This is a genomic window from Erythrobacter sp. SDW2 (assembly GCF_021431965.1).
Classification (GTDB): domain Bacteria; phylum Pseudomonadota; class Alphaproteobacteria; order Sphingomonadales; family Sphingomonadaceae; genus Parerythrobacter.
The window spans coordinates 2,024,091-2,049,961 of sequence record NZ_CP090370.1 but is presented as its reverse complement, the minus strand read 5'-3'; the positions used below and the strand labels follow the sequence as shown (position 1 = coordinate 2,049,961).

Below are 25,871 nucleotides of genomic sequence, written 5' to 3'. Positions count from 1 at the left end.
TCAGGCCGCCTGCTTTAGTGCCAGTTCCATCCGGTCCCATATCTCGACCAGCGCATCGACCAATTCGCGCATCATATCTTCGCTGTGCGCCGGGCCCGGCGTAAAGCGCAGGCGTTCGGTCCCGCGCGGTACGGTGGGGAAATTGATCGGCTGCACATAGACGCCGTATTCGGCGAGCAGGATGTCGCTGATTTTCTTGGCGCGGACGGGATCGCCGACCATCAGCGGGACGATATGCGTGGTGCTGTCCATCACCGGCAGCCCGGCATCGCGCATCAGCGCCTTGAGCGTGGCGGCGGCAGCCTGCTGGCCCTCGCGCTCGATGCTCGACTGCTTCAGGTGCCGCACGGACGCGAGCACACCCGCCACCAGCGGCGGGGCGAGCGAGGTGGTGAAGATGAAGCCGGGCGCATAGCTGCGGATGCAGTCGACGATCTTGCGATCGGCCGCGATATAGCCGCCCATCACGCCGAAGGCCTTGCCCATGGTGCCTTCGATAATGTCGATCCGGTGCGCGGCCTCGTCGCGCTCGGAAATGCCGCCCCCATGCGCGCCATACATGCCGACAGCGTGGACTTCGTCGATATAGGTGAGGGCGTTGTACTTCTCGGCCAGGTCGCAGATCGCGTGGATCGGGGCAACGTCGCCGTCCATCGAATAGACGCTTTCGAAGGCAACCAGCTTGGGCGTCGCAGGGTCTTCGGCGGCAAGCAGCTCTTCGAGGTGTTCGATATCGTTGTGGCGGAACACCCGCTTCTCGGCTCCCGAATTGCGGATGCCGGCGATCATGCTGGCATGATTGAGCTCGTCCGAGAAGATCACACAGCCCGGCAGCAGCTTGGCCAGTGTGCTGAGCGTGGCATCGTTGGAGACATAGCCGCTGGTGAACAGCAAGGCCGCGTCCTTGCCGTGGAGCTCGGCCAGTTCCCGCTCCAGCTCGATATGGTAGTGGGTGTTGCCGCCGATATTGCGCGTGCCGCCCGAACCGGCGCCGACATCGTGCAGCGCCTCTTCCATCGCCGCGATCACCTTGGGGTGCTGGCCCATCGCCAGATAGTCGTTCGAACACCATACCGTGATCGGCGTGGGCCCGTTGTGCCCGTGGAAGCACCGCGCGTTGGGATAGGCACCCTTGTTGCGCAGGATGTCGATGAAGACCCGGTAGCGGCCTTCGGCGTGGAGCCGGTCGATCGCCTGGTCGAAGATCTGATCGTAGTTCATGAGCTGGCGGGTCAAATAGTGTGGAATTCCGCGCCATTCCAGCACGATCTTTGCGAACGATTCGCAGGATTGACGTGGCGGCTAGAAGCGCTCGATCCGCACCAAGCCATATTCCGCAAGTTGCGCGGAAAGTCGTTCGATTCCCGCCACTTCGCCGGTGGCGATGAACAGATCCCCGGACTGCTGATCGAAAGGCTGACCTTCTGTGATCGCAACAATGCGCCGGGCGATGCCTTCCGCGCCGTGGATGAAGCGAACCTGCGAGCCGAACACTTGCGCCAGCTCCGTTTCCAGCAACGGGAAATGGGTACAGGCGAGCACCACCGTATCGATTTGCTCGCCGCCCGGCGCATCAAGCAGTCCGCCGACCTCGGCCCGGACCGCCGCAAGATCGACCGCCTCGCCGCGCAGCTTGGCCTCGGCCAGGGCGACGAGGCCGGGCGCAGCGTGGCGCAGCAGGGTCTTGCCCTCGGCGAACTCGGCCTCGAGCCGGTCGACATAGGGCTGACGCACGGTCGCGGCGGTGCCGAACAGGCCGATCACTCCGGTCCGTGTCATCGCGGCAGCCGGCTTGATCGCGGGGACGGTGCCGATCACCGGCACCTCGAGCACTTCGCGGACCATGCCCAGCGCGATCGTGCTGGCGGTGTTGCAGGCAATGCAAATGGCGCGCGGGTGGTAGCGTTCGCTCATCCGGCCCAGCAGGCCGCAGACCCGCGCGGCGACTTCGGCTTCGCTCTTGGTGCCATAGGGCAGACCGGCGAGGTCGGCGGCATAGATCAGCGGCGCTTGCGGCAACAGCTTGCGCAGCTCGGCCAGCACCGTCAGCCCGCCGACACCGGAATCGAACAACAGGATGGGTGAGCTGGCGTCCAAAAGTCCAATTCCGTGCGGGCTGTGCTTGCGTTTGCCTGCCGTAGAGGAAACAACCGTCGTTCGACAAGCGCGGGACGGTTGCTCCTGTGAGTCGTTACATCTGTTTCGATGTGGGGGAATTGGCACATGGATTTCAACATCGACCCGTCGCTGGCGCTGCTGCTGGGATACGCCTTCGGCTCGGTGCCGTTCGGCCTGATCCTCACCCGTATGGCCGGCATGGGCGACGTGCGCGAGATCGGCAGCGGCAATATCGGCGCGACCAATGTGCTGCGCACCGGCAACAAGGGGATCGCCGCAGCGACCTTGCTGCTCGACGGGCTCAAGGGCTTCGTCCCGGTGTTTCTTGCCTGGGGCTGGTTCACCAACGATATCGGCTGGGCCGCGCTGGGGGCGGTGCTGGGGCATTGTTTCCCGGTCTGGCTCGGCTTCAAGGGCGGCAAGGGCGTGGCGACCACGGCGGGCGTGTGCTTCGGGCTCGGCTGGCCGATCGGCTTGACCTATGCCGTGGTATGGCTCGGAATGCTGGCGTTGACGCGGATCAGCTCGCTGGCAGGGATGAGCGCAGCCGTCGCCTCGGTCGGGGCGGCGTGGTATTTCGACCGGCCGACCTTCGCCGCGGCGCTGGGGCTGATCGCAGTGATCGTTCTCTGGCTCCACCGCGAGAATATCGGCCGATTGCGCCGGGGCGAGGAGCCCAAGGTGGGCAGCAAGTCGTGATCTCCTTGCCTTTTCGTCTTCCCAGCAAAAGCTGGGATCTGGTTGAGGCTGGCACTGCCGTTCGGAGAGATCCCAGCTTTTGCTGGGATGACGGAGTTTAGGCTTGTCACTCTCCCAGTCCGAAGCCTTTGCCCGCATCCGGCTGCTGCGCTCGCCTAATATCGGGCCGGTCAGCTATGCCCAGTTGCTGGCGCGGTTCGGCACGGCTGAGGCGGCGCTGGAGGCATTACCCGATCTGGCCCAGCGCGGCGGGCGGGCCTATCGTGCGGTCGCCGCCGAGGTGGTCGAGCGCGAGGTCGAGGCGGTGCGCAAGGCCGGCGCGCGCTACCTGTTCCATGACCAGCCTGACTATCCGGCGCTGCTGGGCGAGCTCGACAGCGCGCCGCCGATCCTCACCTTTCGCGGTGACCTGTCGCTCGCTGCCAAGCCCTGCGTCGCCATGGTCGGCGCGCGCAATTCGAGCGCGGCGGCGGTCAAGATCGCCCGCGAGTTCGCCGCGGCGCTGGCGGGGGAGGGGTTCACTGTGGTCTCGGGGCTGGCACGCGGCATCGACGGCGCGGCGCATGAGGGTGCCTTGAGCGATCCCTCGCGGGCGACCATCGGCGTCATCGCCAGCGGGATCGACATCGCCTATCCGCCGCAGCATGCCGAGCTGCAGGAGCGCATCGGCAGCGAAGCGCTGCTGCTGGCCGAGCAACCGCCGGGCACCGAACCGCGCGGGAGCCACTTCCCCAGCCGCAACCGCATTATCGCTGGCCTCGCGGCAGGCACGCTGGTGGTCGAGGCTGCGCCGAAGTCAGGCTCGCTCATCACCGCGCGGCTGGCGGGCGAGGCGGGCAGGGAGGTCATGGCGATCCCCGGCTCCCCGCTCGATGCCCGTTCTGCCGGGTGCAACCAGCTGATCCGCGAAGGCGTGGTGCTGGTGCAGGGGCCGGAGGATGTGGTCGAACTGCTCAGCAGCTTCGAGGGCACCCCGCGGTCGAGCTTCCGCGAGGGCGGTTGGCACGATTTCGACCACGCGCCGGAGGAACTGGCCAAGGCCGAGCCCGCCGATATTGCGAGCCTGCTGACCACCGCCCCGGTGGCCGTGGACGAACTGATCCGCCAGTCGGGGACAAGCGCCGCGTCGGTGCAACTGGCGCTGCTGGAGTTGGAGATTGCCGGGCGGCTGGAGCGGCACGCGGCTGGGCGGGTGAGTTTAAGATAGGGTCACGCTGAGGGTGTTAATCATGTTCTCCAAACTTGCATTTTGACGGCTGTCGGCTAGCTTCTCGTAGGACTCAAAGAGAAGCAAGGAGGTCCCAGATGGGACAAGCGAAGCATGAGCTGGAGTTGCTCGACCAAGCGCAACATGACGCAGCCGAGCGAGATGGTCGCAGATGTCCTTACTGCGGTGCCGTTATTCCGTATGGGACCGACCCCGGGGCAAACGAAGAATGTCCGGCTTGCGTGGGCGCATTGAAAGACGACTAACGCAATGGATTGAAATTAGCCGGATTGCTACGTTGGCGCATGTGTCCCATCTGAAAGGGCTGTTAGGGTACGGAGCAGCATAAGATGGATTATAGGAGTGCCAATCGTTTCATCATGGCTGGGATTGCGATCGCGTTGGCCAGCGTCATTCTGATGGACATCCGCTACGGCGGTTCCGGAGTGTTTGGGAACGTGCTGCGAGGTGCCGAAATTTTGGACACAGGTCTTGAAGCTCGTTGGCCGCTCTTGGGCGGTTTATGTTTGCTGTGCTGGGGTGTATATCGGCGGTTCAATTCGAACTGAAATAGTGCTGCTTAGCTCTGCCGCTTGACACCTCCGTGAACCCAACCCCACCCTCGCGCGTACGTACACGTATACGCGTAAGGGACTGGATCGCACCTCACATGCAGCTTGTTATCGTTGAATCGCCGGCCAAGGCGAAGACCATCGAGGGTTACCTGGGCAAGGACTTCAAGGTCCTCGCCTCCTATGGCCATGTCCGCGATCTGCCGCCCAAGGACGGCAGCGTGCGGCCGGACGAGGATTTCGCGATGGACTGGGAACTCTATCGCGACAAGCAGAGCCGCTTCAAGGAAATCGCCGACGCCGCGAAGAAGGCCGATCGGCTCGTGCTCGCGACCGACCCCGACCGTGAAGGCGAGGCGATCTCGTGGCACGTGCGCGAGCTGCTGGCCAAGCGCAAGGCACTGCCCGCCAAGGTCGACCGTGTCACCTTCAACGCCATCACCAAGGCCGCGGTGACCGAAGCGATGGGCCGCCCCCGCGAACTCGACCAGCCGCTGATCGATGCCTATCTCGCCCGCCGCGCGCTCGATTACCTGTTCGGCTTTACCCTCAGCCCCGTGCTGTGGCGCAAGCTGCCCGGCGCCAAGAGCGCGGGCCGGGTGCAGTCGGTCGCGCTGCGGCTGATCGTCGACCGCGAGCGCGAGATCGAGGCCTTCCGGGCCGAGGAATACTGGTCGGTCGTTGCCAAGCTGCTCCACGACGGGACCGAGTTCGATGCCCGCCTGGTCAGGTTCGAGGGCAAGAAGCTCGACAAGATGACGCTGGGCAATGAAGGCTCGGCGCTCGCGGCCAAGGCGGCGGTGGAGCAGGGGCGCTTCACGGTAGAGGACATCGAGACCAAGCCGCTCAAGCGCAATCCCGCGCCGCCGTTCACCACCTCGACCCTGCAGCAGGAGGCCGCGCGCAAGCTCGGCTATTCGGCCAGCCACACCATGCGGCTCGCGCAATCGCTGTATGAGGCCGGCGCAATCACTTACATGCGGACCGACGGCGTGCAGATGGACATGTCGGCAATCATGGCCGCGCGTGATGCCATCGCCGAGCGCTTCAGCGAGGATTACCGGCCCGAAAAGCCGCGCTTCTACGCCACCAAGGCCAAGAACGCGCAGGAGGCGCACGAGGCGATCCGACCGACCAATTTCAAGCGCGAGCATGCGGCTTCCGGTGACGAAGCAAAGCTTTATGACCTGATCTTCAAGCGCGCGATGGCGAGCCAGATGTCCGCCGCGCAGCTCGAACGCACCACCGTGACGCTGCGCGATGCGACCGGGCAGCACGAGCTGCGCGCCAGCGGCCAGGTAGTGAAATTCCCGGGCTATTTTGCGGTGTACCAGGAAAGCTTCGACGAAAAGTCCGAGGATGACGATGACGGTCTATTGCCCGTCATGCACAAGGGCGACAGTCCGGCCAAGCGCGGCGTGGAGGCCAACCAGCACTTCACCCAGCCGCCGCCGCGTTTTTCCGAAGCTTCGCTGGTCAAGCGGCTCGAGGAACTCGGCATCGGCCGCCCGTCGACCTATGCCTCGACCATCCAGACCCTGCGCGACCGCGACTATGTTCGGATGGAGAAAAACCGTTTCTTTGCAGAGGAATCGGGGCGATTGCTCACGGTGTTCCTCGAACGCTTCTTCCCGCAGTATGTCGCTTATGACTTCACCGCCGGGATGGAGGACGAGCTCGACACCGTCTCCGACGGGCGCGAGGAGTACAAGGAGCTGCTCGCCAAGTTCTGGGCCGACTTCAAGCCCAAGGCCGACGAGGTGATGGAGAAGCTGCCCTCGGAAGTGACCGAGGCGCTCGACGAATATCTCTCCGACTACCTGTTCCCCCCGCGCGAGGACGGCAGCGATCCGCGCGCCTGCCCGCAGTGCCTTGCCGAAGGCCGCAGCGGTGGCCGTCTGGCGCTGCGTGGCGGCAAGTTTGGGGCCTTCGTCGCCTGTGCCAATTATCCCGAATGCAAATTCACCCGCCGCTTCGCTCAGCCGGGCGCCGATGGCGGAGCGGGCGAAGAGGACGGTGTGATGGGCCAGCACCCCGTCACCGGGGCGGATATCCACCGCAAGACCGGGCGCTTCGGTCCCTATGTCGAAATGGAAGCGGACGGCGAAAAGAAGCGCGCCTCGATCCCCAAGGATCTCGACGATTTCGATGTCGAATGGGCCGCCAGGCTGCTCGACCTGCCGCGCATCATCGGCGAGCATCCGGAAACAGGCAAGGAAATCGAAGCCAATATCGGGCGTTACGGGCCGTATCTCCGCCACGACGGGAAATACGGCAAGCTGACGAACACCCGTGAAGTCTTCGAAGTCGGGATGAACCGCGCGGTCGATATCCTTGCCCAGGCGGCCAATCGCGGCGCCGGCGGGGGCCGCGCCAAGGCCGAGCCGATCAAGGCGCTCGGCACCCACCCCACCAGCGGCGGCGAGATCAAGGTCATGCCCGGCCGTTATGGCCCCTATGTCACCGACGGCACCACCAATGCGACCTTGCCCAAGGACGTGAAGCCCGAGGACGTGACAGAGGCGCAGGCGATCGAACTGATCGACGCCCGCGCCGCCAAGGGCCCTCCGAAGAAGAAAGGCCGCAAGAAAGCTGCTCCGAAGAAGGCAGCAGCGAAAAAGAATTCTCCGGCAAAGAAGAAGGCTGCAGCACCCGCAGGAAAGTGATACAGGCCTGATTGATCGCTTCCGTCGCTGGAGAGCAACGATGGTCACGCGCCTGCTTTACGCATTTTCCGTTCTGCTTGCATTCCTGTTCGCCCCTTCCGCTACCGCGCAGTCAGCAGGTGAACTGATCTCTGCCGATCCGGTGGTCGAAACCCCCGGCGGCGCACAGGCCTGGCGCATCCGTTACTGGACCACGAGCGAAGAGGGACAGCGGATCGAAGCCACCGGCATGGTGGTGGCCCCGCGCGAGGCTGCTCCGCGCCAGCCGCGCAAGATCGTCGCATGGACCCACGGCACCTCGGGCGTAGTGGAAGAGTGCGACCTCTCGGACAAACCTGGCTTCTTCGATTTCACACCCGGTCTGAGCGAGATGATCTCGGCCGGCTATGTCGTCGTAGCGCCGGACTATCCCGGGCTCGGCAGCCCCGTCCAGCATGCCTATCTGGTCGGCCGCGAGACCGCGCGCTCGGTTCTCGATGCGATACGCGCGGCAAGGGCCATCGCCGGTGCCTATGCCGGGACCGAATTCGTGGTCTGGGGCGAATCCCAAGGCGGCCATGCCGCGCTTTGGACCGCGCGCGAGGCGAAAAGCTATGCCCGCGAACTGAATCTCGTCGGCACGCTGGCCGCCGCCCCGCCGACCGATCTGGGCAAAAACCTGTCGCAGGCGAGCGATGCCAATGCCCGCGCTTTCCTCACGGCCTTCGTGGCCTATAGCTGGTCGAAGCGGTTCGATGCCCCGCTCGACAAGCTGTTCGGGCCGCTCAACCGCGGCGTCGCCAATGCGCTGGCGCAGAAGTGCATCAGCCTCGAATCCGATCCCAAACTGGGTACGCTGCTCGGCATCCTGTCCATACGCAACGCGCTGGCAGGCAAGGATATTGCGCGCATCGACGGCTGGTCGTCGCTGATCCGGCGCAACAGCATCAAGCCGGGCGACGTCCCGGGGCCGGTCTACATCGCCCAGAGCGTCGAGGATTCGCTGGTTGCGCCGCAGGTCACGCTCGAATTTGCGCGCGGCCTGTGCCGCCGGGGGCGTAGCGTCCAGTATGATTCGCTTCCTGGCGGGGATCACCCGCGCACGGCTTTGAACAGCACTGTGCAGTCGCTGGCGTGGATAGCGGACCGCTTTGCCGGTCGCCGGGCAACCGGCAATTGCGGGCAGTTCTAGGCTCCGTCGAATGCCCACACACGTTTGTTGGTAAATCATCAAGCATTGACTGTTAGGGCTGTCCCCAATCGGGGAACGGTTGTGATCGAAATCGAAGTCCAGAACGAAACGCACCAGTCGCAACATCGCTTGCGCTTTGCCGCCGTGCCGCGCATCGGCGAAGGCCTGCGGCTGCGCGAAAAGAACGGCATGTGGGCGAGCTATGACGTGCTGGACGTGTGGTACCAGAAGGCCGATTTCGGCGATGTCTGGATGCCCTATATCCACGTCCGCCTGACCGCGGGCGAGGAACTCGGCGGCGTCAACGACGACGGTTTCGACGACGGCTATGATCGCGAGTTCGACGACGACTTCGCCATGCGCAGCGCGCTCGAGCGGGAGGCACGACCATTCAAAATCTGATCAAGCGCCGCACCGGCCCTTCTGTGGGCCAGGAACCCTTGCCGCATGACGCCCAGGCGCCTGCGAAGCAGCAGGCTGTCCCGCGTGAGGAACCAGTTTATCCGCCGGAGCCGACCACCCGCAGCGAGCTGGTGTATGAAGACGTGCCCTACAAGGACGATCCCCTACCTGACAGCGCGCCTGCGCCGCAGGACCTGAGCGATACCGACGCCATCGTTGCTGCCGCCAAGGCCATGCGCGAAGGCAATGCGGCAGTCACGGGCAGCAAACGCTGCCTGATCGTCGATGACAGCCGCGTCGTCCGCAAGCTCTCGCGCAAGATCGCCGAGGAGCTGGGCTACCGCGTGGCTGAAGCCGAGAATGGCGAGGAAGCGCTGGCCCGTTGCAAGGGCGGCATGCCCGATCTTGTGATCACCGACTGGCAGATGCCGGTCATGAGCGGCGTCGAATTCGTCGCCCGCCTGCGCGCCATCCCGGGTGGAGAGCGCGCCAAGGTGATGTTCTGCACCTCCAAGGGTGAAGCGACCGACATCCACGAAGGCATCAGCGCCGGAGCCGACGACTACATCGTCAAGCCGTTCACCGAGGCCGCGCTGAAGGCGAAGGTTGAGCGGATGGTGGCGGGGTAGTCTTCTCACTATTCCCGGCAAGACCGTAAGCCACCGAAAATGAAGCAGCTACGAATAGAGCACCGGATAGCCATCCGAGAATTGGCGCTGTCCACGTCCATTTCTTGATTGTGGAAAGTCGCCTTACAATCTCATCAAACCTATCACTGTCTTCTGGCTGTCCCTCCTCGACCTCTGACCAGTATTGGATGAGGTCGTCAAGCGGATCAGAGATTTGGTTATAGAACTCCTGAATCGCTGTTCCGCTTAGTAGCGCAAACAACAGCCCTCCTGCGAAAAGAGCCGCAGCCGTGTCTGGATTAGTTAGCTTATCTGCCGTGTTCAGTACAGTCAGAACACCGCCAGAATTTGCGGCAAAAAGGCTCGCTGTTAGCCACTTAGACATTCCAGTGACTTGTTCCGCAGAAATGTCGAAGTCACGTTGGTAGCGCTCCTTGTGAATCCTCCCGCGAGATCGTGCCGAGAGCCCGCCTTGACCGTAGATTGGTTCTCTTGTTTGTACCGAGCCTTGCTTCACTGAGCCCATTTTTATCCAGCTTAATCCCGAAAATTGTCCGATGAGATTTCTCTCGAAACTCTGATAGAGATCTCATTTTCTTCGTAGATGTTTGCTTCTTGTTCAGCAAATTTTTAGAGGTGAATGTAGCCTGCTAAGAGACTTGCATTCAGCGCCAGCATACTCGCCCCCAGCGCCCACCCAGCGGGCTTCGCGGCTGCTCTCCCGTAAGCGATTGTCACCCCGAGCTTGACGGCCATATTGGCGAGGATCGTCCCGGTGATCGCCAGTGCGGTGAGTTCGTTGGCGATGGTGCCGGGTTCCAACCCACCAGCCGTGACGATGGCGGCATCGACATCCATGCTGCCCATCAGCAGGAGCAAGACCGCGATGCCCTGCTCGCCGAACTCACCTTGCGCCCAGCGCGCGGCGACAGCGGCCACGGCGACGAAGGCGGCGAAACCGAAAGCTGGGATCAGCGCGATCGGGTTGCCGGGCGGGGCGGGGCCGGTGCTATGCGCGGCGCGGCGGTAAAGCCACCAACTCACGCCCCAGCCGGTCAGCAGCGCGGGCAGGATCAGGATCACGAAAGGCTTGAGCAGCGGTGTGGCCAGCACCCCGACCAGCAGCGTGACCCGCAGGTACATCACAGCCGTCGCCAGCGCGATGCCCGCATTCTCTGCGCCGGTGCCTTGTCCGGCGCCCAGCCTTTGCGAGAGCGATTGGGTCACGGCGGTCGAGCTGTAGGCCCCGCCGATGATCGCTGTGGCAATGGTCCCTCGCTTGGCTCCGAAGATGCGGTTGGCGACGTATCCGGCGAAGGAGAAGCCGGTCACCAGCACCACCACCAGCCACAGCGTCCGCGGCTCCCACGCGTCATAGGGACCGTAGCGACCAGCGGGGAGGAAGGGATAGACCGCCAGCGCAATTACGGCATAGCGGGCAAAGGCCTTGATGTCGGCCTCGTCGAGCCGATCGATGAAGCCATGCACCTCGGTGCGCAGCGCCAGGATCAGCGTCATCACCGCACTGCCTGCCACCGCCAGCGCGGGTTGGCCAATGCCTCCGAGGAAGCCCAGCGCCAGCACGGCCAGAGCCGAAACGGCCGAGGTCGCGTCGGGCGAACCCTTGTCCAACATTGCCCTGCCGTAACCGATAGCCACGACGACTGCGGCGGCGGCAATCATCATCCCTGATGCGAGCGGATATCCGGCCGCCGCCAGCACGCCCGCAAGACCTGCGACGAGCCCCAATAGGGTGAAAGTGCGGATGCCCGCGACCCGCGATCCCTCCGCCTCGCCGCGCAGTTTCCACCCGCGCTCGATCCCGACCAGCAAGCCGACCGCCAGTCCAGAGGCGGCATGGGCCCAGAGGTCAGGCGGGAAGAGTGCCACCGTGCCTTATCGCACCCAGTCGAGCCCGATCTCTTCGAAGATCTCGCGGCTCTCGGCCCAGTTTTCCTCGACCTTGACATGCAGGAACAGGTGGACCTTCACGCCCAGCACTTCGGCCAGTTCCTTGCGCGCCGCCTCACCGATGGCCTTGATCCGGCTGCCGCCCTTGCCCAGCACGATGGCGCGCTGGTTGTCGCGGGTGACGATGATCTGCTGGTGGATCTCCAGGCTGCCATCGGGGCGGTGCTGGTAGAGCTCGGGCCGCACCGCGCTGTCGTAAGGCAGTTCCTCGTGCAGCTGCTGATAGAGCTGCTCGCGGGTGATCTCGGTCGCCAGCAGCCGTTCGCTGGCATCGCTCACCTGGTCTTCGGGATAGTGCCACGGCCCCTCGGGCATCATCGCGGCGAGTGCCTGCTTCAGTTCGGGCACGCCGTCCCCGGTCAGGGCCGAGACGAAGTAGATCTCTGTGAACTCAACCTTGGCGGCGAGGTCCTGTGCCAGCGCCAGCAGCGGCTCCTTTTTCGCCACATCGACCTTGTTGAGGACCAGGATCTTGCGCTCGGGCCGCTGGCTGAGGTTTTCCAGCAGCGGCTCCAGCTCGTGCCGCCGCTGCTTGACCGGATCGACCATCAGCAGCACGGCATCGGCGGCTTCCGCGCCTTCCCATGCAGCGTTGACCATGGCGCGGTCGAGCCGACGCTTGGGCGCGAAGATGCCGGGGGTGTCGACCAGGATCATCTGCGTCGCCTCGTGCAGCGCAATGCCCAGCATCCTCGCGCGGGTGGTTTGCGCCTTGGCGCTGGTGATCGCGACCTTCTGGCCGACGAGTTGGTTCACCAGCGTCGACTTGCCGGCGTTGGGGGCACCGAGCACGGCAATGACGCCGCAGTGGGTGGTGGGGGTGTCGGTCAACCGTACTGCTCCATGAAAAGTTTGGCGGCGGCCGTTTCCGCTTCCTGCTTGCTGCTGGCGGTGGCTTCGGCCGCACCCACCTTGCGGACTTCGACGCGGACCGTGAAGATCGCCTGGTGGTCGGGCCCGGACCGGTCGACCAGCGTGTATTCCGGCGGGCGGCGCTGGTTGCCGGCGGCCCATTCCTGCAGCGCCGATTTCGGATGTTTGGACCGGCCGGTCTTGCCGTCGAGATCCTCGGCCCAGAACTTGTGCACCAGCGCGGCAGTCGGACCATATCCGGCCTCGAGATAGTTCGCGCCGAGCAGCGACTCCATCACATCGCCCATGATATTGGTGCTCTTGGCCGCGCCGTCCTCGCGCGCCTGCTTGCCGAGTACGACATGCTCGCTGACGCCGAGATGCCGGGCGACCTTGGCGCAGGCACTCTTGCTCACCAGAGCGTTGAGCCGCTGGGCCAGTGCACCCTCGGCCCCGCCGACATTGCGATAGAGATGGTCGGAAATGGCGAGGCCCAGCACCCGGTCACCCAGAAACTCGAGCCGCTGGTAGTCGCGCATGGCCCCGGTGCTGCCGTGCGTCAGTGCTTCCAGCCACAGCTCGTCGTCGGAAACGGCAAAGCCATGTCCGATCAGCCAGTCACGGGTCTCCGGGGCGAGTATAGTCATATCCCGTCCCCCATACGCCCCTTGCGCGCAGCGGTGAACCACGTCCATGGCTTGAGCCATTCGGCGCTGCCATCGGTCGACCAGACGATCCTCTGCGCCTTGCCGACCAGCAAGGCCGCGGGAACCATTCCCACCCCCCCGCCGCTTTCGGCCGGGAAACGACTGTCTTGCGAATTGTCGCGGTTGTCGCCCATCAGGAACAGCCGGCCTTCGGGCACCACGCGCGGGCCCCAGTTGTCCTGCGGGCTCTTGCCGAAATCGAGCACCTGGTAACTGCGCCCCTGGAGGTTGGTTTCTTGCCACAGGGCATAGCGGCACAACATGATCCCGTCCTCGCGCCGCTGGATCGGGATGCCTGGCGGGCAATCGGTGTTGGGCGAGACGGGCACGCGGAACTCGCCGACGCGGCGCTGGGGCAGGACATTGCCGTTCACTACTACCAGCCCGTCACGCAGCTCGACGATATCGCCTGGCAGGCCGATAACCCGCTTGACGTAGTCGACATGGTCGACCGGATGCTTGAAGATCACCACATCGCCGCGCGCGGGATCGCTCGCCAGCAGCCTGCCACCCGGCAGGCCCAGTTCGACTGGCAGCGAGTGTTTCGAGATGCCGTAACTCCACTTGGAGGCAACCAGATAGTCGCCCACCAGCAAGCGCGGCAGCATGCTCTCGCTGGGAATGTTGAACAGCGAAAAGGCGAAGCTGCGGAAGGCGAGCGCGCCCAGCACCACCAGCAGCAGGAAGAGCGGGAAGCTCATCTCCTTGCGCTTGGGCTTGTCGTCCGCTGTGTCATTCGTGCCGCCCGCATGCGGCGCAACCGTATTCATGGCGGAAGCGGGCAGGGTTTCGGTCTTTTCATCCATCGGCTGCACCACTAGGCCACCGGCAACGACTGGCAAGGGGATTCTAAAGCCGTGACCGATGCTGTGAAAAACGCCTGGAATGCGATCCGTTCGGCGAAGAGGGACACCCTGCTGGAGCTGTTCGCCGCCGATTGTGACCGCGTTAGCAAGCTGAGCAAGCGCCTGAGCTGGGGTGAAGGCGAGACCGAAGGCGGGATCCTGTTCGACTGGTCTAAGACGCATTTGACCGGAGAGTTGCTCGACCAGTTCGAAGCGTTGGCCACGGCAATGGACTTCGCCGGCGCGCGCGAGAAGCTGCTGTCAGGCGCGAAGATCAACGTCACGGAAGGGCGCGCGGCCGAGCATACTGCGCAGCGCGGCACCGGGTCGGACGCAAGCGTCGAAGAAGCGCAGGCCTTGCTGGCCCGCATGCACATGCTGGTCGAGGCAATCCACCAGAGCGCATTGGGCGAGGTCAGGCACCTGATCCACATCGGCATCGGCGGCAGCGCACTGGGTCCGAAGCTGGCGATCGATGCGCTGACGCGGGACCTCGCGCTGGTCGACGTTCATGTCGTCTCCAACATCGACGGAGTGGCGCTGGAGCAGGCCTTTGCCGCCTGCGACCCGGCGACCACGCTTGTCGCGGTCGCTTCCAAGACGTTCACCACGATCGAGACGCTGACCAATGCCGACAGCGCGCTCAAATGGCTCGCTGATGGCGGGGTCAAGGACCCGAGCGGGCGGGTGATCGCGCTGACCGCCACGCCCGAGAAGGCGGTCGAATGGGGCGTCGACGAGACGCGCGTGCTGCCCTTCATGGAGAGCGTCGGCGGGCGCTATTCACTGTGGTCGAGCATCGGTTTCCCGGTCGCGCTGGCGGCCGGCTGGGACGAGTTCGAGGCCATGCTGGCGGGCGCGCAGGCCGTCGATACCCACTTCGCCCAGAAAGAGGGCAGGGCGAACCTGCCGCTGCTCGCGGCCTTTGCCGATCAGTACTACACCCGCGTGCGCGGCTGCCAGACGCGGGCGGTGTTCGCCTATGACGAGCGGCTCGGCCTGCTGCCCGATTACCTCCAGCAGCTGGAGATGGAATCGAACGGCAAGATGGTGAAGGCGGACGGCTCACCGGTGGATGGTGCAACCGCGCCGATCACCTGGGGCGGGGTGGGGACCGATGCCCAGCATGCGGTGTTCCAGCTGCTCCACCAGGGCACTAATCTGGTGCCGGTGGACTTCATCGCCAGCATCGCCCCCGGCGATAATCTCGACCCGGCGCATCACCGCATCCTGCTGACCAACTGCTTTGCGCAGGGCGCGGCGCTGATGGCGGGCGGCAATATGAGCGCCGACGGCAAGGACCCCGCGCGCGCCTTCCCCGGCGACCGCCCCAGCGCGACCATGCTGTGCGACGATCTCGACGCCGCAACGCTGGGCGCGCTGATCGCCTTCCACGAACACCGCACCTTCGCCAACGCTGTGCTGATGGGCATCAATCCCTTCGACCAGTTCGGCGTCGAGCTGGGCAAGAAGATGGCCAAGGATATCGAGGCGGGCGGGGCGACATTCGATGCGAGTACGCAGGCTCTGCTGGAGGCGGCAGGGTTGCAGTAGTTCGGTTTCAGGCTAGACAGAGACCGCTTGAAAACGGTGTGGTCCAATGCGCGATGTTATTTTTTGCCTATTAGTCACGGTGTTGCTGTTGAGCGGTACAACCGCCTCGGCAGAAGAGGCACCTGCGGCAACCGAAGTTCTTGCCAAAAGTGAGACATGGTCGGTCACGACAGACGGAGAAGTCTGCACAATCACCAGTTCGCCCGAACGGGGCCGGATCTTCCATTATCACACTGACCAAGAATACGGCTACCACGTGGGCCTCACCACTCCTTCTATTCTGCTAGAAGAATCGAACCGTTTCGATGTGATGTTGAAGGTCGAGGATCGCACCGTCCCTGTGCTCCAGTTGTTCACCCTCTTTGGTGTGTTGGGTGACGCCCCATACTTTGATGTGGTGGATGGCAAGGGCAATTCGGAGCGCTTCGACACTGCAGGTTTGGCGGATGTTAAGCCGCAGTTCGCCCGCTGCATGAACCGGTTGAAAGGGCTGATTACGCGTGGGCCCGTTCCCAAGCTGATCTCGTACGATGGGGGGGCAGAATTGGTTCGGACCGCCTCCTCGCTTGGCTTGCTGAGGCAACGGCTTGGATTTGCGTTGGCGGTTTCAGCAACCGGAGAAATCACCGACTGCCGATTGTCGCAGAGTTTCAGGCGCGCGATCGTGAAGAAGTCGCTGTGTGAAGTCTTGACCAAATACCACAAGTTCGAGCCGGCGGTGAACGCATCGGGCGAGCCCGTGCGCGGTGTTTATGATGGCGAGTTGTTGATGTATTCCGTGCTCGGCTGACCAAAGAGCTGGACGCTTCCGGCATTTAAGCCATAGCATGCGAAAATGACCTCCGCGCTAACCTTTGCGATCGCATGGGCCGTCATTCTCGGCCTGGGCGGTGGACTGCTGACGAAGATCGGCAGCTGGTACCGCGAGCTCAAGAAACCTAGCTGGCAACCGCCCGACTGGCTGTTCGGCCCGGCGTGGACGATCATCCTCGGGCTGGCGGCATGGGCTTTCGTGCTGAGCTGGAACGCGGCGCCGGACGAAGGCGCGCGGCGATTGCTGATCGCGCTCTTCCTCGTCAATGGCGTGTTCCATTTCCTATGGTCGCCGCTGTTCTTCACTCTCAAACGGCCCGACTGGGCGCTGGTCGAGGTGCCGTTCCTGTGGGCCTCGGTGCTCGCGCTGTGCGTCTTGTTGCGCGACTTCTCGGTCCTCGCGAGCTGGCTGATCGTGCCATACCTCGTCTGGGTCAGTTTCGCGGCTTGCCTCAACTTCGTGATCGTGCGGCTCAACCGCCCCTTTGCCTAAAGAAGGGTCAGCGCGAGCCCACCGGTTGCGCAAAGCGCCAGCACCCGCATGACGCTCCACTTGAACCCGAATGTCAACAGGAGCGCGAGCACGGTCAATACCGCCGCGCGCCAGTCGAGTGTGGTCCATTCCGGCAACGAGAAGCTCACCGGCCCGGCATCCATCGTCCCGACCCGCGCGAACAGCACGTGCAGCGCGAACCACAACGCGAGGTTGGCGATCACGCCCACCACCGCCGCTATCACCGCGGCCAGTCCGGCGCGGATGCGGGGCGCATACTTCAATCGTTCCATCCACGGGGCCAGCGCGAAAATCCACAGGAAGCACGGGGCGAAGGTCACCCACGTCGTCAACCCCGCTGCCAGCACACCTGCCAGCAGCGGTGAGAACGGCTCCGGTGCGCGCCATCCGGCGAGGAAGCCGGTAAACTGCGTCACCATTATCAGGGGGCCGGGGGTCGTCTCGGCCAGGCCCAGTCCGTCGGCCATTTCACCGGGGCCTAGCCAGCCGTAGGTTTCGACCGCCTGCTGCGCCATGTAGGCCAGCACTGCGTAGGCCCCACCGAATGTGACGACCGCCAGCTTCGAGAAGAACAGCCCGACATCCCATAGCACATGGCCCGGTCCGAGCGTCGCCAGCACCAATGCCAGCGGAGCGATCCAGATCGCGCCCCAGCTGGCCACCGCGCGCAGGCTGGCAATCCATGGCATGGGCCCGTGCGGCGTGGTCTCGACCGTATCAAGCGCCAGCCAGCCAGGCCGCACCCCGCCGATCATGGCACCCAGGGCCAACGCACCGAGCACCACCAGCGGAAAGGGCAGGCCAAACACGAACAGCGCCAAGAATGCCGCGATGGCCAGGAGTTTGCGCAGCCAGCCTCCCAATGCGCGCGAGCCGATCCGGTTCAGCGCCTGCAACACGATGGCCAGCACCGCAGCCTTGATGCCGAGGAACAACGCCTCGAACCAGGTGAGATTGGCGGCCAGGGCATACAACACCGACAGCCCCAGCATCACCAGCGCGCCGGGCAGCACGAACAGCCCGCCCGCGATGACACCGCCACGCCATCCATGAAGCCGCCAGCCGATCCATGTCGCCAGCTGCTGCGCCTCCGGTCCGGGCAGGAGGTGGCACAGGTTCAGCGCCTCGAGATAGTCGCTCTCGTCGACCCAGCCGCGCTCTTCCACGATTTCGCGGTGCATCAGCGCTATCTGGCCCGCCGGACCGCCAAAGCTGAGCCAGCCGATACGCCAGAATGCTCGCGTCAGGTCCGGCAGGCCAGTGCGGGGATCGCTCATCCAGCTGTATATGCGCGCATTAGCGATTGTGTGCCATGGCAAAGCGGCGCATGGCATTGTCATGCAAACGTCACAGTCCCCCAAACCCCTGCCACCGATCAATCGTATTCAGGAAAACCTCCTCGCCCGCAGCGAACGCCGGCTGCTGAACTGGATCTGCGCGCGGCTGCCAGGATGGGTGACGCCGGACTTGCTGACCGGCATCGGTATGGTCGGTGCCTTCATGGTGTTCGGTGGCTACCTTGCCAGCAATATGGGCGAGAACTGGTTGTGGCTGGCGATCGCGGGCTACGGCGTGCAGTGGTTCGGTGACAGCACCGATGGCAGTCTCGCCCGCTTCCGGCAGATCGAACGGCCGCGTTACGGCTATTTCCTCGACCATAGCTGTGATGGCCTGGCAACGACGCTGGTGGTGGTGGGCATCGGCCTCAGCCCCTATGTCACGCTTGAATGGGCGCTGGTGGCTCTGGCGGGCTACCTGCTGCTGTCGATCCACGCCTTTCTCTCGGTTCGGGTGTTGGGGGAACTCAAGTTGTCCTATCTCAATGCCGGCCCGACCGAGCTGCGCTTCCTCCTCATTGGCCTGACGCTGGCGATGATGGGGTTCGGGACGGGGCCGGGCTGGTTCGGAGATATTTCGGGCTTCGACCTGTTCACCGGAGGCGTCGGGCTCATTCTGATTGCGCTCTTCGCGATCCAGACGGCCGTGACGGCGCGGCGCCTTGCGAAAGAAGAACCCGCCCGCAACGAGGAGTGGCGTAGGCGATAAGCGCTATCCAACAGGCACCAAGGTGCGGCATGGAGCGCCATCGCTCTTTCGAATCATTGATCTTATTTCGAGAAAAATCCCGAGAAAGCGCCTTCGCCACTGTAAGGTTGGTGTGAACTTTGTCTGACCTTTCAGCTCTGCGCGACCTAACCGATTGACTTTCATGCTGCGCTGCACCATATGACGCGCATCGAAGCGCGCGCCAGCGTGAAGCGGCCGGGGAGAGACATTCCCCAGGCCCCGGCAGCCCTTCGGTCCTTTTCAAGAAGCTTCCCTTTTCACGCGGGTCGTTTTGACACCCGCGCTGCGCCCGGACTCCGGCTGGAGTCCGCAGGCGCACCGCACATTTTGCGAGTACCTATGACAACCACATTCGAAACCCTCGGGCTGTCGCAGCCCGTGCTGCAGGCCCTCGACATGAAGGGCTACAACACGCCGACCCCGATCCAGGAACAGGCCATCCCGCTGCTGCTGGAAGGCCGCGACCTGCTGGGCATTGCCCAGACCGGCACCGGCAAGACCGCCGCCTTCATGCTGCCGAGCATCGACAATTTGCGGGAGGCCGACCGGCAGACGCCGTTCAAGTCATGCCGTATGCTGGTGCTCGCGCCGACCCGCGAGCTGGCCGGGCAGATCGCCCAGTCGGCCAAGGATTATGGCGCGATGGCGGGCCTCAAGGTCCAGTCGATCGTCGGCGGCACGTCCGTGGGCAAGGATCGCAACAAGCTGCACCGCGGCACCGACATTCTCGTCGCGACGCCCGGCCGTCTGCTCGACCTGATCGACCAGAAGGCGTTCGGTCTTGGCGGGGTCGAGATCCTGGTGCTCGACGAGGCCGACCAGATGCTCGACCTCGGCTTCATCCATGCCCTGCGCAAGATCGTGCCGATGCTGCCGAAGGAGCGCCAGACGCTGCTGTTCAGCGCCACCATGCCGACGAGCATCAAGGAACTGAGCAAGAACTACCTGACCAATCCGGCGCATGTCTCTGTCACGCCAGCGGCGACCACGGCGGAGCGGATCGACCAGTACCTGTTCATGGTCCAGCAGGACGAGAAGCAGTCGCTGCTCGAAATGATCCTCAAGGGCCGCCATCCGGTGCCCGGCAAGCAGGAGCGGATCCTCGTCTTCACCCGCACCAAGCATGGCGCGGACCGCGTGGTGAAGAAGCTGGCGCAGGTCGGTATCGCCGCCAACGCGATCCATGGTAACAAGAGCCAGCCGCAGCGCGAACGCGCTCTGGCCGAGTTCAAGAGCGCCCGTGTGCCCGTGCTGGTCGCGACCGATGTCGCCGCGCGCGGTATCGACATCCCGGGCGTCAGCCACGTGATCAACTACGAACTGCCCAACGTGCCCGAACAATATGTCCACCGCATCGGCCGCACCGCCCGGGCCGGGAAGGACGGCATCGCCATCGCCTTCTGCGCCGAGGATGAACGCGCGTACCTGAAGGATATCCGCAAGAACACCGACGCGGAGTTCGAGCGGCTCGCCCTGCCGGACAATTTCCGCGCGGTTGTCGAAGGCGTGGGCCCGACCAAGCGCGAGCAACAGCAGCGCGGCCCGCGCGTGCAGCCCAAGCCGCGCGGTAACAGTGCGCCGCGCGGTGGCGGTGAGGCTCGCGGTCCGGTCGAGAACCCGGCCAAGAAGCAGGGCAGTCCGGGGAAGAAGCATCCGAACCGCGCCGGCAAGCCCAAGCATGCCGGGCAGGGCGCCCCCGGAGGCAAGTCGGGCGGAAATCGCCGTCGTCGCTTTGGTGGCGGTGGCAACGGTGGCGGGGGTCAGCAACGCCGGCAGGGGTAACCCTGCGCTTCTTGGCCACGAACACACTCTTGCGCGCCCGGCGGTTGGCAAGCTTACCATGAGCCGCCATATCGCCCGCGCAGCAGGAGATGAGCCGCATGGCCGATTACGATTACGACCTCTTCACAATTGGCGCGGGCTCCGGCGGGGTCCGCGCCAGCCGCGTGGCCGCAGCACATGGTGCAAGGGTGGCTGTGGCCGAGGAACACCGTATCGGCGGCACCTGCGTGATCCGCGGCTGTGTGCCCAAGAAAATGCTGGTCTATGGCGCGCATTTCGCCGAGGACCTGGAGGACGCCGAGCAGTTCGGTTGGAATATCGAGGGCAAGAGCTTCGACTGGATCAAGCTGCGCAACGCCGTGCTGAACGATGTGACCCGGTTGGAGGGTCTCTACACCCAGACCCTCGGCAATCATGAGGTAACGATCTTCGAGGAACGCGCCGAGATCACCGGAGATCATGAGGTGACCCTGGCAAGCGGACGGAAGGTCACTGCGAAATATATCCTCGTCGCCACTGGCGCCCGGCCGTTCGTGCCTGATTTTCCGGGGGCCGAGCACATCATCACTTCGAATGAGGCGTTCCACCTTGATGCCCTCCCGAAGCGGATCATCATCGCCGGCGGCGGCTATATCGCCAACGAGTTTGCCGGGATCTTCAACGAGTTCGGCAGCAAGGTCACGCTGGTCAATCGGTCCGACGTGCTGCTGCGCGGCTATGACGAAGCGCTGCGTGACCGGCTGCTGCAGATCAGCCTAATGAAGGGCATCGAGTTCAAGTTCAACACCACCTTCAAATCGATCACGAAGACCGCGAGCGGGACCTTGCAGGTCGAACTGGACGGCTGCGACGATATGGAAGTCGACGCGGTGATGTTCGCGACCGGGCGCGTACCCAATGTCGAGGGACTGGGGCTCGACAAGGTCGGGGTCGAACTGGGCCAGCGTGGCGAAATCAAGGTCGATGCCTACAGCAAGACCAGCGTCGATTATCTTTATGCCGTCGGTGACGTCACCGATCGGGTCCAACTGACCCCGGTGGCCATCCGCGAGGGCCAGGCCTTTGCCGATAGCGTGTTCGGCAAGGGCGAGCCCTACGCCGTCGATCACAGCTGCATTCCCAGCGCTGTTTTCAGCCATCCGCCGATCGCGGCCGTCGGGCTGACGGAGAGCGAGGCGCGAAACACGCTCGGCTCGGTCAGGGTCTACCAGGCTGATTTCCGGCCGATGAAGAACGTGCTGGCAGGACGCAACGAGCGCAGCCTGTTCAAGATGGTATGCGACGACAGCAACGGACGGATCGTCGGCATCCACATGATCGCGCCCGACGCGGCCGAGATGATGCAGGCGGCCGCGATTGCGGTGAAGGCCGGCCTGACCAAGGCCGACTTCGACGCGACCACGGCGATCCATCCGACCATGGCGGAAGAGCTTGTGCTGATGCGCTAGGCGCGCAGACGGTCAGGGGAGAGCAGCTCAGGCGAAAGGCCGAAGCCAGCGAACTCCTCCGGCAGGGGTGTGCCGAACAGCAGGTGCTCCCCCAAATCGGCGAGAGCGGGAGAGGTTTGCAGGCCGAACCCGCCTTGCCCGGCAAACCAGAAAAAGCCGGGTGCATCGGGCGCGAAACCGACCACGGGCCGCTCGTCCCGAGCGAAGCTGCGCAGGCCCGCCCAACTGTGATGGATGCGGCGGATTTCGAGCGTGGTCCCTTCCTCGACGCGGTGGGCGGCTGTCGCGATATCGAGTTCCTCCGGCGCGGCGTCGCAGGGCTCGCAGGGGGTAGCGTCCATTGATGAGGCAAGCAGCCGCCCCGCGCCCTCGGGCAGCATGTAGAAGCCCTCGCCGACTGTCTTGATGAAGGGCCAATTGGAGATGTCCTGTCCTGAAGGACCGTCAAAAGAAATGACCGTGCGGCGTCTCGGCTCTAGTTTGATTTGAGACACTCCGGCCATGTCAGCGATTACATCTGCCCAGGCCCCGGCGGCATTGACGATCCTCGCGGCCCGATAGCTTTCGCTTGTCGTTTCAACCACCCAGCCGCCGTTACTGCAAACAATGGCCTTAACCTGCGAGCTGCAATGCATCTGCCCACCTCCCGACCGGACGGCGCGGATATGCCCTTGCAACATGACATCGGCATCGAGTTTCAGTGCGGCATAGTCGAGCACTGCTTCGTTCACTGACCAATCAGTCAGAACCGGCACCATGTCCTGCGCCTCGATCCCGCCGATGCGATAAAAATTGGTCGCAAACCGGCGATGCTGCGCCTCCAACTCGTCAAGCGCGTCGAGATCGTCAGCACTGGCAATGTGCAACGACGGATGCACCACACCCGCAGGCGGGCTGCCATCCTCCGGCACCTCGGCCAGTCGCTCCATGCTCAGCGCCGTCAGCGCCCGGATCACATCGTCGCCTAGCCCGAAATGGGCGTGCGCGACGCTGCGGCCCGAGGAGTGGTAGCCAAACGCGCTTTCCGCCTCCAGCACCACAACGCTGCCATGCTTCACGCAGCGCGCGGCGAGTGACAATCCGGCGATCCCGCCACCGATGACCAGAGTATCGACCATCTGCATGCGCGCCAGCCTGACGCAATCCGTTGCGCGCTGCAACCTTTGGCCTTAGGCCGCATGTAAAGGAGAGCGGGCATGGCGAATACGGTTCTGGTCACCGGGGGCACCGGCTTCATCGGCGGCGAACTCATCAAGCAGTTGCTGGCCAAGGGTTGGACGGTCCACACCACCGTTCGCAGCACGGCGAAAAGCGAGGCGGGGTTGCGCCAGCGCTTCGGCAATCCGCCGGCAGAGCGGCTCAAGGTCTTCCAGGCCGAACTGCTCAGCGACGATGGCTGGGCCGAGGCAGTGGCGGGCTGCACCCATGTCGCCCACGTTGCCTCGCCCGTATCGGATTCCGTGCCGGATCACGAAGACGACCTGATCGTCCCGGCCCGCGAGGGCACGCTCCGCGCTTTGCGCTTCGCCAAGGCGGCAGGGGTCAAGCGCTTCGTCCAGACCAGCTCGATCGCCGCCATCGCCTATGGAAGGGGCGGGCAGGAATATACCTCGACCGAGGCCGACTGGACCGACATCAACTCGCCCGACACCAACGCCTACGCCAAGTCCAAGACCATCGCCGAGCGTGAGGCGCGCAAGTTCATCGAGACCGAGGACGGCGGGATGGAGTTCGTCTCCGTCAACCCGGTGCTGGTGCTGGGCCCGGTCGACAGCGGCGATTTCTCGCCCTCGGTCACCCCGATCACCATGCTGCTGAGCGGCAAGGTGCCGATGGCGCCCGATATCGGGTTTGGCGTGGTCGATTTGCGCGATGTCGCCGACCTGCATGTCCGCTGCCTCGAAACCCCCGGTATCGCGGGTGAGCGGTTCATTGCGTCGGGCCGGTTCCTGAAGATGATCGAGATCGCCAACATCCTGCGCGCCGGGCTGACGAGGGAACAGGGCCGCAAGCTGCCCAAAAGGGTTATGCCGGGCTGGCTGGTGGCGCTGTTCATGATCATCAACCCGCCGTTCCGCTCGGTGAAGAGCGAGCTGGGCCGCATTCGCCATTCCGACGCCAGCCACGCCGAAAAGGTGCTGGGTTGGAAAACCCGTCCCGAGCAGGAGAGCATCCTCGATTGCGCGCGCAGCCTGTTCGAACACGGCGTGGTGAAGCTCTGAGCCACTTCGCTTGACGCTGGGCATTTGCGCTGGCTAACCGCCGTGCAACAAATCTGGAGAGAGCATGTCCGCCAATATCGCTGAAATGGAACGCCGCCGCGCCTCGGCCAAGCTGGGCGGGGGCGAGCAACGCATTGCCGCGCAGCATGCCAAGGGCAAGCTGACCGCGCGCGAGCGGCTCGATATCCTGCTCGACGAAGACAGCTTCGAAGAGCTCGACGCCTATGTCGAGCATGACTGCACCGATTTCGGCATGCAGGACCAGAAGATCCCGGGCGATGGCGTCGTCACCGGCAGCGGCACGATCAATGGCCGTCTGGTCTTTGTCTTCAGCCAGGATTTCACTGTCTTCGGCGGCTCGCTCAGCAAGCGGCATGCGGAGAAGATCTGCAAGGTGATGGACACCGCGCTCAAGGTCGGCGCACCGGTCATCGGCCTTAACGACAGCGGCGGTGCTCGCATCCAGGAGGGTGTTGCGAGCCTTGGTGGCTATGCCGAGGTGTTCCAGCGCAACGTTCTGGCATCCGGGGTGGTGCCGCAGATCAGCCTGATCATGGGGCCGTGTGCGGGCGGGGCGGTTTACTCCCCGGCGATGACCGACTTCATCTTCATGGTGAAGGATTCGAGCTACATGTTCGTCACCGGGCCGGATGTGGTGAAGACCGTCACCAACGAGACCGTGACGCAGGAGGAGCTGGGCGGGGCGGTGACCCACACCACCAAGACCAGCGTCGCCGATATCGCCTTCGAAAACGACATCGAGGCGCTGCTCGCGACCCGCAATTTCTTCGACTACCTGCCGCTGTCGAACCGCGAGCCGGTGCCCGAACGGCCGACCAGCGATCCGTGGGACCGTATCGAGGACAGCCTCGACACGCTGGTCCCGGCCAACGCCAATCAGCCCTATGACATGCACGAAGTGATCCGGAAGGTGCTCGACGAAGGCGACTTCTTCGAAATCCAGCCGGCCCATGCGGGCAATATCCTGTGCGGCTTCGGCCGGGTCGAGGGGCGCACGGTGGGCGTGGTCGCCAATCAGCCGATGGTGCTGGCGGGCGTGCTCGACATCAACTCGAGCAAGAAAGCCGCACGCTTCGTGCGCTTCTGCGACGCGTTCGAGATCCCGATCCTGACCTTCGTCGATGTCCCCGGCTTCCTCCCCGGCACCGACCAGGAGCATAACGGGATCATCAAGCACGGCGCCAAGCTGCTGTTCGCCTATGCCGAAGCAACCGTGCCCAAGATCACCGTCATCACCCGCAAGGCATACGGCGGGGCCTATGACGTGATGGCCTCCAAGCATCTGCGCGGCGACCTCAACTACGCCTGGCCCACCGCCGAAATCGCCGTGATGGGCGCGAAGGGCGCGGTGGAGATCATCTTCCGCCAGGACCGCGACGATCCGGACAAGATCGCCGAGAAGACGAAGGAATATGAAGACCGCTTCGCCAACCCCTTCGTCGCGGCCCAGCGCGGCTATATCGACGAGGTGATCTACCCGCACTCGACCCGGCGGCGGATTGCCCTGGGGCTACGGAAGTTGCGCGGAAAGGTGCTGGAGAACCCGTGGAAGAAGCATGATAATATTCCGTTGTGATGCGTTATAAAAACGAGGAAAATCTGTGACAACTC

At 64.1% G+C, this 25,871-nt stretch carries 22 protein-coding genes; 14 read left to right on the top strand and 8 right to left on the bottom strand.

Annotated elements, in window-relative coordinates; all coding sequences use genetic code 11:
* Positions 1-1,221, bottom strand: coding sequence for a 5-aminolevulinate synthase (hemA, locus tag LY632_RS09990; RefSeq protein WP_234090994.1), 1,221 nt, complete (start codon positions 1,219-1,221; stop codon positions 1-3).
* Positions 1,222-1,302: 81 nt separating this feature from the next.
* Positions 1,303-2,073 carry a glutamate racemase gene (gene murI, locus LY632_RS09985; RefSeq protein WP_370636494.1) on the bottom strand — a complete coding sequence of 257 codons (771 nt, stop codon included), beginning with the start codon at positions 2,071-2,073 and terminating at the stop codon, positions 1,303-1,305.
* Between the two features lie 150 nt (positions 2,074-2,223).
* On the opposite strand from murI, the gene plsY reads away from it, so the two are divergent.
* From plsY to LY632_RS09955, 6 genes are all read left to right on the top strand, one after another.
* Positions 2,224-2,817, top strand: coding sequence for a glycerol-3-phosphate 1-O-acyltransferase PlsY (gene plsY, locus LY632_RS09980; protein ID WP_234090992.1), 594 nt, complete (start codon positions 2,224-2,226; stop codon positions 2,815-2,817).
* A 103-nt stretch (positions 2,818-2,920) separates the two neighbouring features.
* Complete coding sequence (gene dprA / locus LY632_RS09975; protein ID WP_234090991.1) at positions 2,921-4,024, top strand: DNA-processing protein DprA; 1,104 nt, start codon at positions 2,921-2,923, stop codon at positions 4,022-4,024.
* Between the two features lie 670 nt (positions 4,025-4,694).
* Positions 4,695-7,262: a type I DNA topoisomerase gene (gene topA, locus LY632_RS09970; RefSeq protein WP_234090990.1), complete on the top strand. Its 2,568-nt coding sequence runs from the start codon at positions 4,695-4,697 to the stop codon at positions 7,260-7,262.
* 40 nt (positions 7,263-7,302) lie between these two features.
* Positions 7,303-8,433 (top strand): alpha/beta fold hydrolase, encoded by a 1,131-nt coding sequence (locus LY632_RS09965; RefSeq protein ID WP_234090989.1) that lies wholly within the window; start codon positions 7,303-7,305, stop codon positions 8,431-8,433.
* Positions 8,434-8,514: 81 nt separating this feature from the next.
* Positions 8,515-8,835: a hypothetical protein gene (locus LY632_RS09960; protein ID WP_234090988.1), complete on the top strand. Its 321-nt coding sequence runs from the start codon at positions 8,515-8,517 to the stop codon at positions 8,833-8,835.
* A gap of 23 nt (positions 8,836-8,858) precedes the next feature.
* A complete protein-coding gene (locus LY632_RS09955) occupies positions 8,859-9,464 on the top strand; it encodes a response regulator (RefSeq protein ID WP_234090987.1) in 606 nt (201 codons plus the stop codon).
* A 630-nt stretch (positions 9,465-10,094) separates the two neighbouring features.
* Here LY632_RS09955 and LY632_RS09950 read toward each other — a convergent pair.
* From LY632_RS09950 to lepB, 4 genes are read right to left on the bottom strand one after another with little or no spacing between them, the layout of a single operon-like run.
* Entirely contained in the window at positions 10,095-11,354 is a 1,260-nt protein-coding gene (locus tag LY632_RS09950; RefSeq protein ID WP_234090986.1) for an MgtC/SapB family protein, read from the bottom strand.
* Between the two features lie 6 nt (positions 11,355-11,360).
* Entirely contained in the window at positions 11,361-12,266 is a 906-nt protein-coding gene (gene era / locus LY632_RS09945; protein ID WP_234090985.1) for a GTPase Era, read from the bottom strand.
* Entirely contained in the window at positions 12,263-12,934 is a 672-nt protein-coding gene (gene rnc, locus LY632_RS09940; protein ID WP_234090984.1) for a ribonuclease III, read from the bottom strand. The genes era and rnc overlap by 4 nt, the downstream gene beginning before the upstream one ends.
* Positions 12,931-13,800, bottom strand: a complete 870-nt coding sequence (gene lepB, locus LY632_RS09935) for a signal peptidase I (RefSeq protein ID WP_234090983.1) — start codon at positions 13,798-13,800, stop codon at positions 12,931-12,933. The genes rnc and lepB overlap by 4 nt, the downstream gene beginning before the upstream one ends.
* A gap of 51 nt (positions 13,801-13,851) precedes the next feature.
* On the opposite strand from lepB, the gene pgi reads away from it, so the two are divergent.
* Genes pgi through LY632_RS09920 form a run of 3 tightly spaced genes read left to right on the top strand, consistent with a single transcriptional unit; the run spans position 13,852 to position 16,699 of the window.
* Positions 13,852-15,393, top strand: a complete 1,542-nt coding sequence (pgi, locus tag LY632_RS09930) for a glucose-6-phosphate isomerase (RefSeq protein WP_234090982.1) — start codon at positions 13,852-13,854, stop codon at positions 15,391-15,393.
* 46 nt (positions 15,394-15,439) lie between these two features.
* Positions 15,440-16,183 (top strand): hypothetical protein, encoded by a 744-nt coding sequence (locus LY632_RS09925; RefSeq protein ID WP_234090981.1) that lies wholly within the window; start codon positions 15,440-15,442, stop codon positions 16,181-16,183.
* Between the two features lie 45 nt (positions 16,184-16,228).
* The gene (locus LY632_RS09920) at positions 16,229-16,699 is read left to right on the top strand and encodes a TspO/MBR family protein (RefSeq protein WP_234090980.1); all 471 of its coding nucleotides are present in this window, start codon (positions 16,229-16,231) and stop codon (positions 16,697-16,699) included.
* Here the strand turns inward: LY632_RS09920 and chrA are convergent.
* Complete coding sequence (gene chrA / locus LY632_RS09915; RefSeq protein ID WP_234090979.1) at positions 16,696-17,997, bottom strand: chromate efflux transporter; 1,302 nt, start codon at positions 17,995-17,997, stop codon at positions 16,696-16,698. The two genes, LY632_RS09920 and chrA, sit on opposite strands and share 4 nt — an antisense overlap.
* Positions 17,998-18,058: 61 nt before the next feature.
* Between chrA and LY632_RS09910 the strand changes: the two genes are divergently transcribed.
* The 3 genes from LY632_RS09910 to gorA all read left to right on the top strand — a co-directional run bounded on the left by LY632_RS09910 (position 18,059) and on the right by gorA (position 22,017).
* Positions 18,059-18,766 (top strand): CDP-alcohol phosphatidyltransferase family protein, encoded by a 708-nt coding sequence (locus LY632_RS09910; RefSeq protein ID WP_234090978.1) that lies wholly within the window; start codon positions 18,059-18,061, stop codon positions 18,764-18,766.
* A gap of 360 nt (positions 18,767-19,126) precedes the next feature.
* A complete protein-coding gene (locus tag LY632_RS09905) occupies positions 19,127-20,569 on the top strand; it encodes a DEAD/DEAH box helicase (RefSeq protein ID WP_234090977.1) in 1,443 nt (480 codons plus the stop codon).
* Between the two features lie 98 nt (positions 20,570-20,667).
* A complete protein-coding gene (gene gorA / locus LY632_RS09900) occupies positions 20,668-22,017 on the top strand; it encodes a glutathione-disulfide reductase (protein WP_234090976.1) in 1,350 nt (449 codons plus the stop codon).
* Here the strand turns inward: gorA and LY632_RS09895 are convergent.
* Positions 22,014-23,135 (bottom strand): FAD-binding oxidoreductase, encoded by a 1,122-nt coding sequence (locus LY632_RS09895; protein ID WP_234090975.1) that lies wholly within the window; start codon positions 23,133-23,135, stop codon positions 22,014-22,016. The genes gorA and LY632_RS09895 overlap by 4 nt on opposite strands.
* Positions 23,136-23,213: 78 nt before the next feature.
* Here LY632_RS09895 and LY632_RS09890 point away from each other — a divergent pair, with 78 nt between their 5' ends.
* Positions 23,214-24,239 (top strand): aldehyde reductase, encoded by a 1,026-nt coding sequence (locus LY632_RS09890; RefSeq protein ID WP_234090974.1) that lies wholly within the window; start codon positions 23,214-23,216, stop codon positions 24,237-24,239.
* Positions 24,240-24,303: 64 nt separating this feature from the next.
* Complete coding sequence (locus LY632_RS09885) at positions 24,304-25,836, top strand: acyl-CoA carboxylase subunit beta (RefSeq protein WP_234090973.1); 1,533 nt, start codon at positions 24,304-24,306, stop codon at positions 25,834-25,836.
* Positions 25,837-25,871: the final 35 nt, after the last annotated feature.

Coding starts and splice junctions, on each gene's coding strand:
- hemA (WP_234090994.1), bottom strand. CDS start 1,221: ATGAACTACGATCAGATCTTCGACCAGGCGATCGACCGGCTCCACGCC.
- plsY (WP_234090992.1), top strand. CDS start 2,224: ATGGATTTCAACATCGACCCGTCGCTGGCGCTGCTGCTGGGATACGCC.
- topA (WP_234090990.1), top strand. CDS start 4,695: ATGCAGCTTGTTATCGTTGAATCGCCGGCCAAGGCGAAGACCATCGAG.
- LY632_RS09965 (WP_234090989.1), top strand. CDS start 7,303: ATGGTCACGCGCCTGCTTTACGCATTTTCCGTTCTGCTTGCATTCCTG.
- rnc (WP_234090984.1), bottom strand. CDS start 12,934: ATGACTATACTCGCCCCGGAGACCCGTGACTGGCTGATCGGACATGGC.
- lepB (WP_234090983.1), bottom strand. CDS start 13,800: ATGGATGAAAAGACCGAAACCCTGCCCGCTTCCGCCATGAATACGGTT.
- LY632_RS09925 (WP_234090981.1), top strand. CDS start 15,440: ATGCGCGATGTTATTTTTTGCCTATTAGTCACGGTGTTGCTGTTGAGC.
- LY632_RS09920 (WP_234090980.1), top strand. CDS start 16,229: ATGACCTCCGCGCTAACCTTTGCGATCGCATGGGCCGTCATTCTCGGC.
- chrA (WP_234090979.1), bottom strand. CDS start 17,997: ATGAGCGATCCCCGCACTGGCCTGCCGGACCTGACGCGAGCATTCTGG.
- LY632_RS09910 (WP_234090978.1), top strand. CDS start 18,059: ATGCAAACGTCACAGTCCCCCAAACCCCTGCCACCGATCAATCGTATT.
- LY632_RS09905 (WP_234090977.1), top strand. CDS start 19,127: ATGACAACCACATTCGAAACCCTCGGGCTGTCGCAGCCCGTGCTGCAG.
- gorA (WP_234090976.1), top strand. CDS start 20,668: ATGGCCGATTACGATTACGACCTCTTCACAATTGGCGCGGGCTCCGGC.
- LY632_RS09895 (WP_234090975.1), bottom strand. CDS start 23,135: ATGGTCGATACTCTGGTCATCGGTGGCGGGATCGCCGGATTGTCACTC.
- LY632_RS09890 (WP_234090974.1), top strand. CDS start 23,214: ATGGCGAATACGGTTCTGGTCACCGGGGGCACCGGCTTCATCGGCGGC.
- LY632_RS09885 (WP_234090973.1), top strand. CDS start 24,304: ATGTCCGCCAATATCGCTGAAATGGAACGCCGCCGCGCCTCGGCCAAG.